The organism is Gilliamella sp. Pas-s25 (assembly GCF_009795885.1).
Lineage (GTDB): Bacteria > Pseudomonadota > Gammaproteobacteria > Enterobacterales > Orbaceae > Gilliamella.
Map to the genome: position 1 here is coordinate 14,264 of NZ_WTEV01000004.1, position 18,018 is coordinate 32,281.

Annotated in this window: 19 protein-coding genes and 1 riboswitch; of the genes, 16 read left to right on the forward strand and 3 right to left on the reverse strand. The window is 35.6% G+C overall.

The annotated features are described in order from the left end of the window. The first annotated feature begins 47 nt into the window (after positions 1-47). From GQ593_RS02850 to thiD, 13 genes are all read left to right on the forward strand, one after another. Positions 48-1,490 carry an LTA synthase family protein gene (locus tag GQ593_RS02850; protein WP_160430530.1) on the forward strand — a complete coding sequence of 481 codons (1,443 nt, stop codon included), beginning with the start codon at positions 48-50 and terminating at the stop codon, positions 1,488-1,490. Between the two features lie 9 nt (positions 1,491-1,499). Then, on the forward strand, positions 1,500-2,123 hold the full coding sequence (locus GQ593_RS02855) for a LysE family translocator (protein WP_160430531.1): 624 nt from the start codon (positions 1,500-1,502) through the stop codon (positions 2,121-2,123). 201 nt (positions 2,124-2,324) lie between these two features. Next, entirely contained in the window at positions 2,325-3,287 is a 963-nt protein-coding gene (gene gutQ, locus GQ593_RS02860) for an arabinose-5-phosphate isomerase GutQ (RefSeq protein WP_160430532.1), read from the forward strand. Positions 3,288-3,475: 188 nt separating this feature from the next. After that, positions 3,476-3,997 carry a shikimate kinase AroK gene (gene aroK, locus GQ593_RS02865; RefSeq protein ID WP_065638066.1) on the forward strand — a complete coding sequence of 174 codons (522 nt, stop codon included), beginning with the start codon at positions 3,476-3,478 and terminating at the stop codon, positions 3,995-3,997. Between the two features lie 67 nt (positions 3,998-4,064). Further along, positions 4,065-4,907 (forward strand): SPOR domain-containing protein, encoded by an 843-nt coding sequence (locus tag GQ593_RS02870; RefSeq protein WP_160430533.1) that lies wholly within the window; start codon positions 4,065-4,067, stop codon positions 4,905-4,907. 48 nt (positions 4,908-4,955) lie between these two features. Beyond that, positions 4,956-5,777, forward strand: coding sequence for a Dam family site-specific DNA-(adenine-N6)-methyltransferase (locus tag GQ593_RS02875; protein WP_160430534.1), 822 nt, complete (start codon positions 4,956-4,958; stop codon positions 5,775-5,777). Between the two features lie 38 nt (positions 5,778-5,815). Continuing rightward, a complete protein-coding gene (gene rpe, locus GQ593_RS02880) occupies positions 5,816-6,493 on the forward strand; it encodes a ribulose-phosphate 3-epimerase (RefSeq protein ID WP_160430535.1) in 678 nt (225 codons plus the stop codon). Next, positions 6,486-7,181 (forward strand): phosphoglycolate phosphatase, encoded by a 696-nt coding sequence (locus GQ593_RS02885; RefSeq protein ID WP_160430536.1) that lies wholly within the window; start codon positions 6,486-6,488, stop codon positions 7,179-7,181. Before rpe ends, GQ593_RS02885 begins: the two co-directional genes overlap by 8 nt. A 23-nt stretch (positions 7,182-7,204) precedes the next feature. Next, entirely contained in the window at positions 7,205-8,200 is a 996-nt protein-coding gene (gene trpS / locus GQ593_RS02890; RefSeq protein WP_160430537.1) for a tryptophan--tRNA ligase, read from the forward strand. A 108-nt stretch (positions 8,201-8,308) separates the two neighbouring features. Continuing rightward, positions 8,309-9,670 (forward strand): Trk system potassium transporter TrkA, encoded by a 1,362-nt coding sequence (gene trkA, locus GQ593_RS02895; RefSeq protein ID WP_160430538.1) that lies wholly within the window; start codon positions 8,309-8,311, stop codon positions 9,668-9,670. A gap of 39 nt (positions 9,671-9,709) precedes the next feature. Further along, a riboswitch (TPP riboswitch) is annotated at positions 9,710-9,811 on the forward strand. 54 nt (positions 9,812-9,865) lie between these two features. Continuing rightward, positions 9,866-10,651, forward strand: a complete 786-nt coding sequence (gene thiM / locus GQ593_RS02900; RefSeq protein WP_160430539.1) for a hydroxyethylthiazole kinase — start codon at positions 9,866-9,868, stop codon at positions 10,649-10,651. Positions 10,652-10,663: 12 nt separating this feature from the next. Further along, positions 10,664-11,320, forward strand: a complete 657-nt coding sequence (thiE, locus tag GQ593_RS02905; RefSeq protein WP_160430540.1) for a thiamine phosphate synthase — start codon at positions 10,664-10,666, stop codon at positions 11,318-11,320. Beyond that, positions 11,317-12,111, forward strand: coding sequence for a bifunctional hydroxymethylpyrimidine kinase/phosphomethylpyrimidine kinase (gene thiD, locus GQ593_RS02910; protein ID WP_160430541.1), 795 nt, complete (start codon positions 11,317-11,319; stop codon positions 12,109-12,111). The genes thiE and thiD overlap by 4 nt, the downstream gene beginning before the upstream one ends. A gap of 71 nt (positions 12,112-12,182) precedes the next feature. Here thiD and GQ593_RS02915 read toward each other — a convergent pair whose 3' ends face one another. The 3 genes from GQ593_RS02915 to GQ593_RS02925 all read right to left on the reverse strand — a co-directional run bounded on the left by GQ593_RS02915 (position 12,183) and on the right by GQ593_RS02925 (position 14,109). Continuing rightward, on the reverse strand, positions 12,183-12,638 hold the full coding sequence (locus GQ593_RS02915) for an STY0301 family protein (protein WP_160430542.1): 456 nt from the start codon (positions 12,636-12,638) through the stop codon (positions 12,183-12,185). A 630-nt stretch (positions 12,639-13,268) separates the two neighbouring features. After that, positions 13,269-13,727 carry an STY0301 family protein gene (locus GQ593_RS02920; protein ID WP_160430543.1) on the reverse strand — a complete coding sequence of 153 codons (459 nt, stop codon included), beginning with the start codon at positions 13,725-13,727 and terminating at the stop codon, positions 13,269-13,271. Between the two features lie 178 nt (positions 13,728-13,905). Further along, positions 13,906-14,109, reverse strand: a complete 204-nt coding sequence (locus tag GQ593_RS02925) for a heavy-metal-associated domain-containing protein (protein ID WP_160430544.1) — start codon at positions 14,107-14,109, stop codon at positions 13,906-13,908. 143 nt (positions 14,110-14,252) lie between these two features. On the opposite strand from GQ593_RS02925, the gene GQ593_RS02930 reads away from it, so the two are divergent. From GQ593_RS02930 to prfH, 3 genes are all read left to right on the forward strand, one after another. Continuing rightward, positions 14,253-15,191, forward strand: a complete 939-nt coding sequence (locus GQ593_RS02930; protein WP_160430545.1) for a hypothetical protein — start codon at positions 14,253-14,255, stop codon at positions 15,189-15,191. A gap of 594 nt (positions 15,192-15,785) precedes the next feature. Beyond that, positions 15,786-16,874 carry an RNA ligase RtcB family protein gene (locus GQ593_RS02935; RefSeq protein ID WP_160430546.1) on the forward strand — a complete coding sequence of 363 codons (1,089 nt, stop codon included), beginning with the start codon at positions 15,786-15,788 and terminating at the stop codon, positions 16,872-16,874. After that, positions 16,874-17,494 carry a peptide chain release factor H gene (gene prfH / locus GQ593_RS02940; RefSeq protein WP_160430547.1) on the forward strand — a complete coding sequence of 207 codons (621 nt, stop codon included), beginning with the start codon at positions 16,874-16,876 and terminating at the stop codon, positions 17,492-17,494. The genes GQ593_RS02935 and prfH overlap by 1 nt, the downstream gene beginning before the upstream one ends. Positions 17,495-18,018 lie beyond the last annotated feature (524 nt).

The window sequence follows — 18,018 nt, forward strand, 5'->3', positions numbered from 1 at the left end:
TATACTTAAGCAAAATTGATTTTTGAATAAATTGAGTAATAGATCTTATGCCATTATCGACATTAATTGTTTTACCCCTTTTTATTATTACAATTGTTTTTGCCTCGCTTTTTAAACAGAAAAAATGGCAACTTTTAACCATAACTTTGCTGACGGTATTTATCGTAATGGAGCTCACTTCTATCTACTTTAGTGGTGGCTTTATTGATTATCAGTTTTATGTGAATTTAAACGTTAATGACATTATTGAAGGGCTATTTATCTTTAAATTACAAGCTGCTTTGGTTATTGTCGTCTTTTTTACCCTTATTTTTTTGCTATCAAAACTAGCGAATTGGTGCAAACACAAATGCCCTTTAATTGTTCGTTTATTATTAGCCGTTGTAGCAATTGTATCAATTAGTTATCACAATGGACCACTAAGCCGTTTATACGAAATTTATCAAGTGACAAGTGCCCCTCGTAAGCCATTTGATCAAGCGTTACAATCACTCAACATGACTAACTATACTAATAAAAATCAGCTTGTTAGCCATCAGGGTAAAAATATTATTGTGCTATCTTTAGAATCGTTTGAACAAGGCTTTTTTGATTTTGACAACATAACGCCTAATTTACGACAACTTCGCCAAGATTATACCTTTTTTGCCAATATGCCAATGAGCCCTGGTAGCAGTTGGACTACCGCATCGATGTATACTTATATGACTGGTATGCCTTTTTTAATTGGCGGCTACACCACATCGCCATTAATGCGTGCAGATAAAACAAACTTAGTCAGTTTGGGAGATGTGCTTAAACAAGCGGGGTATCAAACCCGTTATGTAATGGCAAGCCCCGATTTTGCTGGCATTGGTCATACTGCTGAGCTATTTGGTATGCAAGTTATTTCCGAAAAAAACTATGTTGGGCAATATCCACCAGCACCTTTTGGATTGTATGACAAAGATATTTTTGATGTTGCGCAAAAACAAATTAGCGAAATGCGCCAAGCAAACAAGCCCTTTGCTTTGTTTGTTTCAACTGTATCAACCCATGCACCAAATGGTTTTGATGATGAAAGAATGCGATCGGTTATTTCCCCCAAAGCAGATAACATGTCGTTTGTTGCAGCATCGTTAGATCATAACTTAGGACTTTTCATCCAACATTTAAAAGATGCTGGTATTTTAGAAGATACGGTATTTTACATTTTTCCAGATCATTTAATGATGGGATCTGGCACACCAACAATTAATCGTCTTTCACAAAAAGAGCGCAAACTTTATTTATTAACAAATGCACGCACACAAGATCTACAAAAAACGCCTGATCAGACCATTTATCAAATAGATTTGCCGCGTTTAATTTTAAACGGCGCACAAATTGAAAGTAATGCCAAATTTTTGACTGACTATTTAACCAAGCCTAATTTTGATAAAAAACAGTTTATTGAACAAAATAAATCCAATATTGCAACGATCAATAATTCAGCACAAGTGTTCAAATAGGCGTACAAAATGGCTTTTGATACATTAATTTTAGTCGCTACGATTAGTTTTCTAGGTATGATATCACCTGGTCCTGATTTCTTTTTGGTTTTAAAAAACAGCTTGAGTTATAACCGCAAAATGGCATTGCTCACCTGTTTAGGCGTAATTATAGCCATCTTGGTTCATATGAGCTATTGTGTTGCAGGCATTGCAGTGCTTATCACCACCACCCCACTACTTTATAATGCTTTACGTTACGCCGGTGCCACTTATCTAATATGGCTTGGTGTAAAGGCACTAATTGCCCCAAAACCAAATACAATCTATATAGGTAAGCAACAGACCCAAAAGTTAATTTCAGAAAAATCAGCCTTTATGCAAGGATTTTTATGTAATTTACTAAATCCTAAAGCAACGTTATTTTTTCTAGCAATTTTTACTCAAGTACTTGATGCTGAATCATCAATGACAGATAAACTTATCGTCGCAGTTGTTATATGGATTGAAGCCATTTTTTGGTGGCCTTTTGTAGTAGTTATTTTTCAAACACAAAGCGTACAACGCCGTTATTTTAAAATTCAATTTATAATTGATAAATTACTAGGTATAATTTTAATTACACTAGGAATTAAAGTTGCTTTGGGGATTTAAATTGTTAACGTTTTGTAAGTAAATATTTATACTAAAATGTATACTTTCCTGAAAGTTTTTTACAAATAGATGTTCTTCTTTGAATATTCAAACTTTAATTGCTAGACTAATAACAATGTAGTCGTTTTTATAATTGTTCCATCTTGGTTTACCGATTATAAATCCACCGATCACTCATTTTTATTCAATAGGCTAATTGAAATGGATAAATTATTACAATATGGTCGAGAGCTTCTTGAATTAGAGATACACGAAGCGCAAAAATTACCTAATCGACTAGGCAACGATTTTGTTAATGCATGCCAACTTATTTTAAACACCAAAGGTAAAGTGGTTGTTTCAGGTATTGGAAAGTCTGGTCACATAGGTAAAAAAATTGCCGCTTCATTAGCAAGTACAGGTAGTCCAGCTTTTTTTATGCATCCATCGGAAGCCTTACATGGCGATTTAGGGATGGTTACACCAAACGATGTAGCTGTTTTAATTTCTTACTCAGGTCGAGCCAAGGAATTTAATTTAATTTTACCTATTCTTGCCGAAATGAATGTACCGGTTATTGCTATTACTGGGGGATTAGATTCGCCACTAGCAAAATCAGCCCAAGCCATTGTTGATATTTCAATTGAAAAAGAAGCTTGTCCAATGGGACTTGCGCCGACATCAAGTTCAACCAATACATTATTAATGGGCGATGCACTTGCGATCGCTGTAATGCGCGCACGGGGCTTTAAAGAGGAAGATTTTGCACGCTCTCACCCTGCTGGTAGCTTAGGAGCCAAATTACTTAACCATGTGAGAGATGTAATGCGAACCGGCGATCAAATTCCTAAAGTTTCACAAACGGCAACGGTGTTTGATGCTATGCTCGAATTAAGCCGTACAGGTGTAGGTTTAGTTGCAATCTGTCAGGATAATAATAAAATAACAGGTGTATTTACCGATGGTGATTTACGCCGATTATTATTAAAAAATGGTACATTACAAGATAGCATTATGGACGTTATGACCAGCCCAGGACATCGCATCCCTGAAAACTGGAAAGCGGTTGAAGCATTAAAATCATTTAATGATCATAATATTACCGCCGCTCCAGTCGTTAACAGTGAAGGGGAATTAGTAGGCGCGTTAAACATCCATGATTTGCATCAAGCGGGTATTAGCTAAAACTATTGATAAATACCTATTGCCAAAAGGTGCTATCTATTGAGATAATTACCGTCCTAAATTTTTGTCGTTAGACGGAGATCAAAGAAAAGTTACACAATTAAATTCTGGTTTGGTTTTTTTTGAATCACATCAAATTGATATTGTGTTGTATATTTTAACCAAAATTAATAGATGATGAAACTACAATGGCAGAAAAGCGAAATATCTTTCTAATTGGCCCTATGGGGGCAGGAAAAAGCACAATAGGCCGACAAATTGCACAACAACTAGGCATGGATTTTTTTGACTCGGATCAAGAGATTGAAAAACGTACTGGTGCTGATATTGCATGGATTTTTGACCTAGAAGGGGAAGACGGATTCCGTGCCAGAGAAGAAAAAGTCATTAATGAATTGACTGAAAAACAGGGCGTCGTTCTTGCAACTGGCGGGGGTTCTGTCTTGTCCAAAGAGACACGCAATCGATTATCCGCTCGAGGAATTGTTGTTTATCTTGAAACAACCATTGAAAAACAAATGGCAAGAACACAAAAAGATAAACGTCGACCTTTATTACAAGGCGGAAACACACCTCGAGAGCTTTATGAAGAGCTTGCTGGTGAGCGCGAACCACTTTACGAAGAAATTGCCGATATTACAATTAAAACCGATGAACAAAGTGCTAAAGGTGTTGCAAGTTATATTATTGATAAAATAGAACAGATTTAAGTCATTTATTTTAGGAATAATGGCTAATCATAAAGCAATAAATCTTTTGATAGGTTAAGGAGTAAGTATGCGTGTAGACAAAGATGACCGTTATATATCAGAACAACCTAGTAAGGACTCTACGCCCTCATTAAAATTGCCAAACCTTTTTAAAGATTTTCCAAAGAAAAAATTAATTATTTTCTGTTTAGCAATTGTGATTCTTTTATTGCTTAGCTTGATTATCTTTCATTCTGCTCGTAAAAAAGAAGCAACACCATTAACGCCACCAGAGGTTAATGGTGTCACTTCAACAGAAGAAACCAACAATACACAAAACAATGTTGGGATTAGTGAAAATCAAACTAGAATTGATGATTTGATAGAAGAAGCGCTTCCTGACAATGCGTTAAATCAATCGAATAGGCAACAGCCACTTGAATCCGATGATGAGACAAATAATAGCCTAACTTCATCAGCAAATAATCAAAACAGGGGTTATAGAGTAAGTGGTCATTCTTCGACAATATTAAATAGCAGAACTAATGCTAATAAATCTAGTAACACAAATATTACACAATCAACCAATACAAAAAAAAATAGCCATAATAAAAACTCAGCTAGTCGTAAAGATGAAAATAGTGATTTAGGAAAAAACATTAAGATAAAAAATGATCGTTATGTCATTCAGCTTAGTGCATCTAAATCAGTTGAAGGTTTAAAAAAATTCGTTAAACAAAACAATATAACGGATTACCATATTTATGAAACTAAACATAAATCTGGTTCATGGTTTATTTTAATCAAAGGCAACTATTCATCAGTAGATGAAGCACATAAGGCAATCAAGGCTTTACCAAGTGCACTACAAAAAGACAAACCATGGGTTAAATCGGGTGCAACGATTAACAAAGAAAAAGCATCAAAATAGCAAAGAATATCGTTTATTTATCCGATCAACGACAAATAGGAGCATCCGTTGAAGAAGCACCGAGCCTTTTTAAAATGGGCTGGAGGAAAATATGAGCTAGTGGAAACAATTAAACAATATCTGCCAGAAGGTGATCAACTAATTGAACCTTTTGTCGGCGCTGGTTCCGTATTTTTAAATACCAACTACAAAAGTTATATTTTAGCGGATATTAATCATGATCTAATTTCATTATACAAATTGTTAAAATCAAGTCCTGATCAATTTATCCATGACTTGAAATTGCTATTTGTCGCTCAAAATAATCAACCTGAAGCGTTTTATCAGCTTCGAGAAGTATTTAATCGCAGCCAAGATCAATATTTTAGATCACTATTATTTGTCTATCTAAATCGTCATGGTTATAACGGCTTATGTCGTTATAATAACAGTGGACTATTTAACGTACCATTTGGGCGTTACAAGACCGTTTATTTTCCTGAAAAAGAGCTCTATTTTTTTGCAGAAAAAGCGCAAAAAGCACAGTTTATTTGCGCTCCTTATCACGAGGTAATGAAAAAAGCGAAAAAAAATTCGGTCATTTATTGTGATCCGCCCTATATCTCTCCAAATGAATCAGCAGGTTTTACTGCTTATTATTCAAATATTTTTGGGTTTGAAGAACATAAAAACTTGTCACAATTGGCTGAAACCATGGCATATAAAAAAGATATACCGGTGCTAGTATCTAATCATTACACTGATTACACAATGAGCCTTTATAGTAAAGCAAGTCATCTTTATCAAGCAGAAATGCGACGTTCAATTAGCTGTGCTGGTGAAGGTCGTAAAAAAATCGACGAGATTTTAGCCTTATATAAAAAGTCATAAAAAGGCTTCAATTTAAGGTGAGTTATTAGAGGTAGGTTATGAAAAAATTTATTATTGCCCCATCAATATTATCAGCTGATTTTGCTCGTCTTGGTGAGGACACTCAAAAAGTGCTTGATGCTGGTGCTGATGTTATCCATTTTGATGTTATGGATAACCATTTTGTACCTAATCTCACCATGGGGGCAATGTTTTGTAAAGCACTGCGAGACTATGGAATTACCGCACCTATTGACGTGCATTTAATGGTATCACCTGTTGAAGAGTTAATAGTCTCATTTGCCAAAGCTGGCGCAACCAATATCTCTATCCACCCAGAAGCGACTGTTCATTTGGATCGTTCTTTACAGTTAATTAAAGATCATGGTTGCACGGCGGGTATTGTACTTAACCCCGCCACACCGCTTGATTATTTAGATTATATTATTGACAAAATTGATATTATTTTATTAATGAGTGTTAATCCTGGTTTTGGCGGACAATCTTTTATATCTTCCACTATTAAGAAATTACAACAAACCAAACAGCGTGTTATTGAATCTGGGCGCGATATTCGTTTAGAAGTTGATGGTGGCGTAAAAGTAGAAAATATCGCAGAAATTGCCAAAGCAGGGGCTGATATGTTTGTTGCCGGCTCAGCTATATTTAGCCAACCTGATTATAAAGCCGTTATTGATGCCATGCGTAAAGAGTTAGCAGGAGTTATATATGAATAAATTAAAAAATATTCAAGCAATAGCATTTGATTTAGATGGTACATTGGTTGATAGTGTGCCGGGGCTGGCACTAGCTACACAAAATATGTTAGCAGAGTTGAATCTACCAACAATTAGCAATGAACAAGTCAAAAATTTTGTCGGTAATGGTATTGATATCATGCTCGAGCGAGTATTTCAAGCAATTCAAGTTGATCCATCAACTGAGCTACTTGCAAAAGCTAAAAATCTATTTAACCAGCATTATGACAAAGTTATTGATGCAGAAACGAAACTATTTCCCAATGTTAAAGAAACCCTAAAAGTGCTTCATGATAATGATTATCCGCTGGCATTAGTGACCAATAAACCTGCACAATTTTTGCCCGCCTTGCTGACTTCCTTAGGTATAAAAGAGTACTTTTCGTTAGTACTTGGTGGGGGTGATGTGATTAAATTAAAACCACATCCAGCACCGTTGTATCAAGTAATGGCTACATTTGGATTATTTAGTGATCAGTTACTTTTCGTTGGCGATTCTAAAAATGATATTACCGCAGCGCAAAATGCCAACTGTCCAACCGTTGCATTAAGCTATGGCTATAACTATGGTATTTCAATTGCTACTAGCAATCCTGATTTTCTAGTAGATGATTTTAAAGACATATTAACATTATTACCTCAGCCAAAAGCTGATGCAAAAAAATAATTAGCATAAATTAGGAACAAATTATGAGTAAACCGATTGTATTTAGTGGCGCTCAGCCTTCAGGAGAATTAACACTTGGCAACTACTTAGGTGCGTTAAAAAATTGGGTGGCTCTGCAAGGCGAATATGATTGCGTTTATTGTATTGTCAATCAACATGCCATTACCGTACGCCAAGATCCAAATAAATTACGCAAAGCCACATTAGATACACTGGCCCTTTATTTGGCTTGTGGTATCGATCCGCAAAAAAGCACTATTTTTGTACAGTCACAAGTACCTGCGCATGCAGAACTGGGCTGGGCATTAAATTGTTACACCTATTTTGGTGAACTTAGTCGTATGACTCAATTTAAAGATAAATCGTCTCGTCATTCTGAAAACATTAATGCCGGTTTGTTTGATTATCCAGTGCTGATGGCTGCCGATATTTTGCTTTATCAAGCCAACTTAGTACCTGTGGGCGACGATCAAAAACAACATCTTGAATTATCGCGTGATATTGCTATGCGGTTTAATGCACTTTATGGCGATATATTTACTGTTCCTGAGCCATTTATTGCCAAAGTGGGCGCCCGCGTTATGTCACTGCAAGAGCCGACTAAAAAAATGTCTAAATCAGATGAAAACCGCAATAATGTGATTGGATTACTCGAAAATCCTAAAGATATTGAGAAAAAAATCAAACGTGCGATGACCGATTCTGACGAACCGCCAGTGGTACGTTACGATATAAAAAATAAAGCTGGTGTTTCAAACCTACTTGATATTTTAACTGGCGTGACAGGTAAACCGATTGCCGAGCTTGAAAAAGAATTTGAAGGCAAAATGTATGGTCATCTCAAAACCGAAGTTGCAACGCAAGTCATTGACATGCTAAGTGCTTTGCAAGCCAAGTATCATCAGTACCGGGATGACGAAAGTTATCTGTTTTCAATCATGCAAGAAGGTGCCGAAAAAGCACGTTCAAAGGCCGAACCAACTTTGAAAAAAGTCTATGATGCAATCGGCTTTGTATAATTACCAAATCAATAATTGATTATTACTACAAATAAAACAGTATGCAATGGCTTTAATAGACTAAATAAATCGGCAACAATTAAAGCCATTTAACTATACAGGTTAGTTATGAAGATTATTATTCTTGGTGCAGGACAAACAGGTAGTGCGCTTGCTGAATATCTCGTTACCGAAAAACAAAACGATGTGACTGTGGTTGATGAAAACCATGACAAATTACAATCTCTACAAGAACGTTTCGATTTACAGGTGATTTGTGGGAAATCATCCTATCCTCAAGTTTTAGAAAGCGCAGGCGCGGAATCAGCGGATATGCTTGTCGCTGTAACGAATTCTGACGAAGTCAATATGATGGCCTGCCAAATTGGTCATGTCATGTTTAACATTCCACAAAAAGTCGCACGCATTAGAGCACCTGAATACAATGACGAACATTACCCTTTGTTTAATAAAAATTGTATTAATATTGATCATATCATTGCCCCAGAAAACCTTATTACTAACCATATTAGTCAATTAGTACAATATCCTGGTTCGTTACAATTTGCGTCTTTTTATGACAATCGAGTCTGTTTGGTGGCTGTTACCGCCTATTATGGTGGTGCTTTAGTTGGCAGTGAACTTTCTGGACTTAAAGAGCACTTACCCCATGTTGAAGCACGGGTTGTCGCAATTTATCGCAAAAATCGCTTTATACGTCCACTATCATCAACCCTAATTGAAGCTGGTGATATGGTTTATTTCATCACCCCACCAGTTAATATCAAAGCTGTGACCAGTGAGTTACAACGGTTAGAAAAGCCTTATAAACGAATCATTATTAGTGGTGGTGGTGGCGTAGCTGTCACTTTAGCAAAGCGTTTAGAAAATGACTATCAAGTCAAGTTAATCGAACGCAATGCCGAACGTGCCGAATTAATTGCTGAGCAACTTACTAATACAACAGTTCTGCACGGAGAATCATCGGATCAAGAATTGCTCTCACAAGAACAAGTTGAACTTACTGATCTGTTTATTGCTGTCACCAGTGATGATGAATCCAATATCATGTCATCCATGCTAGCCAAAAGGATGGGGGCTAAAAAAGTGATTGTGTTGATTCAACGCCAAGCCTATCTTGAACTGATTAATGATAGTGTGATTGATATAGCAATTTCACCACAACATGCCACCATTTCAGAGCTTCTAAGTCATGTAAGACAAACAGGCGTTGTTAAAGTCGTTTCACTAAGACAAGGTGAATCTGAAATTGTCGAAATTGTTGCCAATGGTCGTAGTGAAACATCAAGACTGGTTGGCAAAAATATTAATGGCTTAAAACTACCTTCGGGCGCAACCATTGGCGCTGTAGTGCGTGGTGAAGATGTTATTATCGTTAATACTGATTTAACTATAGAAGATAATGATCATCTAATCATCTTTTTACCAGATAGAAAGGCAATTACCGACATTGAAAAATTATTACAATAACTTGTTAAAAATAGATAGTCAGTTCATACTAACCCAATAAATTTTGACTCGGGGTGTTTTTTGTTTTAACAAAAAACTGAGATTTTACCCGTTGAACCTGATCTGGATTATGCCAGCGTAGGGAAGTCTAAGCCATCAAGTTACAAAATTGGCAAATTCTTCCCTACATGCAAAGATAATAAGGAGGAAATAAATATGCCAGCAGTCAAATCATTCCCAACTAACCAAGCAACCTTTTTTATCCACCACATTAAACAACAACGCCCACTTGTGCATTGCATAACTAATGATGTAGTCCAAAATTTTACCGCCAATGTACTACTTGCCATTGGCGCATCACCGGCAATGGTTGTTGCCGAGCAAGAAGTTGCTGCATTTGTTTCCATTGCCGATAGTTTATTGATTAATATTGGTACCATTCACGGCAACATAGCCACAAGTATGTTATTAGCAGCAGCTAAAGCGCAGCAAACACAAACACCATGGGTACTTGATCCAGTCGCTGTAGGACCTATGCTTAGTTATCGTACAGAAATTGCATATCAATTATTGTCATTAAAACCAACGGTAATTCGAGGTAATGCCTCAGAAATATTAGCACTAAATGGTCAAAACGCATCGGCAAAAGGACCTGACGGTCAAAACTCAACTCAATCAGCTTTAAACGCTGCCAGAGAAATTGCGCAAAAATATCAAACAATCGTTGCAGTGACAGGTGATATCGACTATATCACTAATGGTAACAACGTATATAGCATAACTGGGGGCGATATTGCTTTAACTAAAGTGACGGGAACAGGATGTTCATTATCCGCCATGGTAGCAGCTTTTATAGCCAATTCACCTGACCCTTTATCTGCTACCGCCTCGGCATGTTTTATGATGAAAAAATCCGCTGAACTTGCCAATAAACAGCAAGGGTTAGGTACCTTCTCGGTATCCCTATTAGATCAACTCTCACTATTTAACCCATCGCTTTAATAAGGATATAAGATGAAAAAACAACTGGATTTAAGCCTTTATTTAGTGCTCGATCCACTACTCTGTGGTGGTATTAGTGGTATGGTCAATACAACAAAAATTGCTGTCAAAAACGGCGTAACCGCTATACAGTTAAGATCAGAAAAAGAAATGGCAGGTAAACAATGGTATCAAGCCGCATTAGCATTGAAAGAAGCGTTAAGTGATACAGCTGTGCCATTATTTATAAATGATCATGTGGATATTGCTTTAGCTGTTAATGCCGATGGCGTACATATTGGACAACTTGATTTACCTGCCGATGTCACTCGCCAACTCATTGGAGAAAACAAATGGTTAGGATTTTCAGTATCTAGTCGCCAACAACTTGATACCACTCCTTGGCAACTGATTGATTATATTGGTATTGGTCCTATCTTTCCAACAACAACCAAAAAAGATGCAACAGGCGCACTGGGAACTGAACAGTTAAGCAAGTTAGTAAAACTAAAGCTGTGCCCTGCTGTTGCCATTGGGGGTATTGATGAAAACAATGTAACTAATGTCATCCAAACAGGCATTGACGGTATTGCAGTGGTTTCGGCTATTTGTGGCAAAAAAGATATTCAACAAGCAACGTTATCGCTTATTAACAAAATCAAACAAGCTAAAGAGGAAATACTATTATGACAACAATTGCATTAACCATTGCTGGATCTGACCCTAGCGGTGGCGCAGGTATTCAAGCCGATTTAAAAACCTTTTCTGCACTCGGCGCTTATGGCATGTCAGTCATTACGGCCTTAACGGCACAAAGCACACAAGGGGTTGATGCGGTATTAGCGATCTCACCAGAATTTATTGAAGCCCAATTTAATACGCTTTATCAAGATATTCAAATTGATAGTGTAAAAATGGGCATGCTCATGAATAAAGAGATAGTCACAACCGTCCACCACCTACTAAAAAGTAACCCAATCCCGATCATCGTATTAGACACCGTCATGGTCGCCAAAGGGGGACATTCGCTCCTAAAACCTGACGCCATCACAGCCATTCGTGAACTTTTACTCCCCCTAGCAACCATCATCACACCCAACTTACCAGAAGCGGCTGCACTACTTGATTGTGACGAAGCAAAAAACGAAGATGATATGCAAAAGCAAGGGCATGAATTACTCAAGTTAGGCTGTAAAGCGGTCTTAATGAAAGGAGGACACTTACCAAGCAATGAAAGCCCTGATTATTTAATCACTCAAAATAACACAGTTAAAATAACCGCTCCACGCATTCAAACAAAAAACACCCACGGTACAGGCTGCACATTATCCGCAGCGATTGCCGCATTATTACCTAAAAACAGCTTGCCAGATGCAATAGCTCAAGCCAAAAATTACCTACACGGCGCAATTAGTCATGCTAACGATTTAAATATAGGGAAAGGGATTGGACCAACACACCATTTTTACCGCTGGTGGTAATCGCACAATAAACAGACTAAGTGGGATTTGAGCTATCTGCTAATGCATGTAATAAAAATCCCATACCTCAACTAATGCAGATCCTTTGCTTCACTTGTGCTACAAGTAAGTGTCCCTTTTTTTCCTTGTTCATTTTTAGAGTAGTCAGCCCAACAACTTTTCATTGATAAATCAATTTTTTTTATTAACTCAATTCTGCTTGTACTGTAAGCGCAACTAACATAATAAGGTTCAACGTCCGTATAGTGATTAACTTCCCATATTAACTCATGTTTCTTACCATCAACCGTTCCTTTTGCTGGTTTTAAAACCGCCATTCTAGAAGGATGATCATAATAAACAATCATGCTATGAAAAGCGCTACTCAGACTATCTTTCTCAAAAACCTCCCATCCTTCGGGCATGTTTTCTACTTTTTCTTTAACGTCGATTTTTTGTGGGCACTCAATCTGATAAGCATTAACAAAAAAAACCGCACCAAACCAAGCCATAATAGCCACAGTAATACTCAATATTTTACCTTTCATAATATATCCTTCTAACAATAGCTTTTTAATAAACAGATAAAAGCATTCTAAAATTTCAAAAATCATGCCAATATATTAAATAAAAACAATTATAATTAATTAGTTATAAGTAATTAAGCTTTTTTCACCATGTTAACTAAATTAAACAATTTTTTTATTATTTCTGTTTTGGGGGTGCAATTTCAATAATGTGGCATAACGAAGGTGTCGCCAAAAAAAGCCCTGTACCATAAAATAAGACTCATCACTACCATACGCAATTCAAACTCAAAATATCTACGGAACGGATTGCACACACCCTACCGCAATTGCGCATTATAACCGAAATATTACAACCTAGATGAAGCCATAAAGCAGCTAAAAGCTATTTGCAAGGTGTAATTAACCATGCCGATAATTTAACCATTGGCAAAAGCATTGGTCCTACACATCATTTTTATCAATGGTGGTAACAAGTAAATGATTAGAATTAATTTGATTTAAGACGTTTTATATAATTCTATGAAAAGTATCGCTAAAGCATTAAACCTTAAATTAAAATAATGTATTGAAAAAATAAACTATGGTTCAAAATTTTAGTGGGATTTGAGTTATCGGCTATTACATATAACAACAAATCCCATATTTTAACTAATACAAGTCCTTTGCTTCACTTGTGCTACAGGTAAGTGTTCCTTTTTTTCCTTGTTCATTTTTAGAGTAGTCAGCCCAACAACTTTTCATTGATAAATCAATTTTTTTTATTAACTCAATTCTGCTTACATTATAAGAGCAAACAACATAATAAGGTTCAACATCTGCTTTAAAATCGACTTCCCATATTAACTCATGTTTCTTACCATTAACCATTCCTTTTGCTGGTTTTAAACTCACCTTTTTAGAAGGCTTACCGTGATAAACAATCATGCTGCTAAACGATACAGTCAAACTATTTATATCGTCAGAAACCTCCCATCCTTCGGGCATGTTTTCTACTTTTTCTTTAACGTCGATTTTTTGTGGGCACTCAATCTGATAAGCATTAACAAAAAAAACCGCACCAAACCAAGCCATAATAGCCACAGTAATACTCAATATTTTACCTTTCATAATATATCCTTCTAACAATAGCTTTTTAATAAACAGATAAAAGCATTCTAGCATTCCCAAAAATATGCCAATATCTTAAACAAATTTTTTGTTATTTCTGTTTTAAAGTGAAATTTCAACAAGATAGCATAACAAAGAGGTCCCCAAAAAACCTAGTGTCATCAAATATAGATGATAGTCAGTATGCAGTCCTAACAAACTCATAACCAGCCTCATTAACAGCAGTGATAGCAGCTTCTTGCGAAATAGAACTATTTTCGATATCAACCTCGCGTTTGGTTAAATCAACGGTCACTTTTGCATTTGGGTCAATATCATTAATCGCTTTTGTTATCATTTTCACACAATGCTGACAACTCATATTATCGACTATTAATTTCATAAAAATCTCTCTATTTCTAACGTATATTTAATAAACAACCAAGTAATATGCCTATTTATAACACTATTTTATTTGATTACATTTAATTTTTTTTCACAAACATGATAATATTTACTTCCTTTTTATACTTATAACAAAATATTATGATGAAAAAAATAAAATATTCTTTATTGTGGGTTTGCAGTTTAATCCTTGTTGGCTGTTCTGAACCTAGTTCTATCGACCGTTGGATTGACAACCCTACCGCTAACGAAATAAAAGTCACAATTGATGGCAATGAATTAACTATTCCAGCTAAATCAGGTGTTAATTATACATTTGAATACGGCAAACATACTTTATCGTATAATAATGACAACTTCAATTTTGTCGTAAAACCGGCTCAATTTGGAGAATCAGGTCTGATTAACCCAACACAAAGCAACTACTATTTATACACAGTCATCTATTCAACGTCTGAGATGAATAATGAACAATACGAAAAGATCTTAAGAGAAAACAGAGAAATCAATAACATTCCAGCCATTATTGATGGTAAAGAGCAAGAAATAGAGATGCCAGCAAAATTAATCAATGATGTATTTATTGAAAAAAGCCAATATCATTGGGATTATTCTTATGATCAGCCTTTCCCAAAAGAAATAACTCAAGAACTAGGATTAAAGAAAAACCAATCTTATCAAGAACGATTAAGAAAATTATATCGTGAAAGTGACTTTATTGAGTTATTAAAAGAAGATGAGCAAGGCGACATTAATTTCCCTTACCAACCTAAAAAGTTCAGTGAAATAAGCCAATATGTTATTCCTAAGATTGACTTAAATAGCATAAAATGCGAAGAAGGTCGCCAATATATGGAAAGTCTGTTAAATGATTGGAATCACCTTATGACATTAAAAGGTAGTGATTTTACAAAACCGTACGACAATTTGGCATCAAATGATGCAATGGCTAAAAGCTATGGTTCAGAAGACAAATGTACAGAAGAAAACGATCCTGAGCAAAGTTACAGTAAAGAATTAAGGCAATTTGTTGATGCCCTCCGAAATACTCGCGATGTGAACTTTTATGTGATCAAATAATAGTCCTTGATCATTTTCAAAAAATCGAAAAAGAGGTTATTAAATAACCTCTTTTAAAAAGAATAAAATCATTTTAAACGGATTTTATGCCTCAATAGCTCACAGACAAGTGTTATTCCTATTTTTATCTTAAGGTTAAAAAAACTAAAATTTTACTTTTTATGTTTTTCTTAATTAAAATTTTTAACCAACTATTTACATCGTATAAAAAAATTACTATGATACACGCCGTTATTAACTGCGAAGGAGAATTGATTATGATTTGTGTAACTAACCTTTGCAGGCTTATCGCAAAATAATTAAGTAATTACTCTTCCCGCTTTTACTTCAATTCATTCTGCTGATCCTTGCCTGCCAATTAACATATACCCAATGTTTAAAGACAACTTAATATAGATAAAGTAAATACTATTTTCGATTAACAACCCATCTATTGTGATCAAGTACGGGTTAATTATTGCTAAATACAATTGCATAAATAGGCGTTTTACTTTCAGCATGTGTTTTTCTAACGAGTGATGCTTTCAAAACAATTGTCTTTATAACTCATCAGGGTAAATCAAAAACAATAATATTTATTAAATGGATTGATATATGGACAATTCTATACAGATGTTATCAGACAAAGCGTCATATATAGCATCAAAAAATACATGGATCGAAGGTTTGGCTATTGAGCAATTACTGACAACCGCTAATTTACCCAATATGGTAAAAGTAGTAGGTATGCCAGATCTTCATCCCGGAAAAGGCTATCCTATTGGAGCTGCCTATTTAAGTCGTGAAATCATCTACCCTGCTTTAATTGGCAGTGATATCGGTTGTGGTATGGGATTTTGGCAAACTGAAATCAATATAGCAAAATTAAGTATTGATAAACTAGAACGACAAATCGGCAATATTGATGAGCCAGATATACGGCATAAATACAATCTTGGCACAATTGGTGGTGGCAACCATTTTGCTGAATTACAAAAAGTCAGTAAAATTTTTGATGAACAGCTATTTAATCGCTATCAACTTAATGCCAAAAAACTGTTTTTATTGGTACATAGTGGATCAAGAGGATTAGGGCATGCGATTTTACAAAACCAATTATCATGTTTTGGTTATCAAGGTTTATCAGAAAACAGCCCTGAGGCCTTAAACTATCTAGCTAAACACGATAATGCGATAGCGTTTGCAAAATTAAATCGACAAGTTGTTGCCGAAAGATTAATGACCAATATTAATACGCAAGGATTTGAAGTACTCAATGTCTGTCATAATTTTCTAGAAAAAGTGACGCTAGATAAGCAAGATTATTGGTTACATCGTAAAGGCGCCTCTTCGGCAAACGATGAGCTAGTAATAGTACCGGGGTCGCGTGGAGATTATAGCTATTTAGTCCAACCAGTAAAGAGTGAAAACCTCCTCATGTCTCTAGCGCATGGCGCTGGGCGTAAATGGCGACGAGCAGACTGTAAAGGCAAATTAGATAATCGTTATTCAATGCAAGAATTAAAGCGAACGAAATTGGGTAGCCGAGTCATTTGTGAAGATAGTCGCTTAATTTTTGAAGAGGCACCACAAGCTTATAAATCAATCGATAGTGTGATTGAGTCGATGCAACAAGTCAATATCGTTAAAGTGATTGCACAGCTTACCCCTATATTGAATTATAAAACGCAAGGAGCTCATTAATGGCATTACTCTTTTTTTCATCTGCCAGAGGGCCTGCCGAGTGCACTTTAGCTGTTGCCAAAGCAGTAACAAAATTTTTAGATGAGGCAAGTAAATTATCGGTAACAACCGAAATTGTCGAAAACGTATTGGGTGATAACCCCAATACTTTTCGATCAGTGCTTATTTCGATTGAGGGTTTACAGAGTCAACAATTAATTCAACGTTGGCTTGGAACCATACAATGGATTTGCCAAAGCCCGTATCGACCGGCGCATAAACGTAAAAATTGGTTTATCGGTGTTACCTGTTTACAAAATCCTTCACACATAATGGATAATGCTATTGAATTTACCACAATGAAATCATCGGGTGCTGGCGGTCAACATGTCAACAAAACCGAATCTGCTGTTCGTGCAATGCATATTGCAACGGGTATTAGTGTTAAAGTACAAACCGAACGCAGCCAACACGCCAATAAGCGGTTAGCCAAATTATTACTAGCCCATAAACTTGCCGAATACCAAGCAAATACACATCAGCAACATAAAACTGTGCGTCAACAATTTCATTACTCGGTGCCAAGAGGTAACAGTAGCTTGGTATTTTATGGCGAAAAGTTTTGTGAAAAATTACGTTAACCATGTTACTTAGATAACATTTTTATTATCGATATTAATATAAGATTTCCCCAAAATTTTACATTGCTGGCCATCTTAAATGATGGTTATGCTAGAATAAAAAATTTATATAATATCAAAACATTATAAAAGAAAAAGAGTAAATCTTTTTTTTATCGTTATAACAAGCCATTCTATCAAGAATGGTTTGTTTAACAACTAGCAAAAATCGGAAGAACAGTTCATCATATGTTATAATCTCATCTATTTGTTAACTTAATGCAATGCCTTTATAATTGGGCTGTAGACTTATTCTAAATAGTCTTTATCTTATCGATTCTTTTAGAGATGCAAACTGCAATAAAGCTAATAAGTTATTTTTTACTAAGTAACAAATAATAACAGGTAATGCATACTTAAATTATTTCATAGTTTTGAAAATATGTTTATCTTACAAAAGAGTATCGATATCAATCAGAATTTGTATTGGATTAGGTTTTAAGACGACACTAAAAAATACCTATTTATTTTGCTTTAATCGCTTA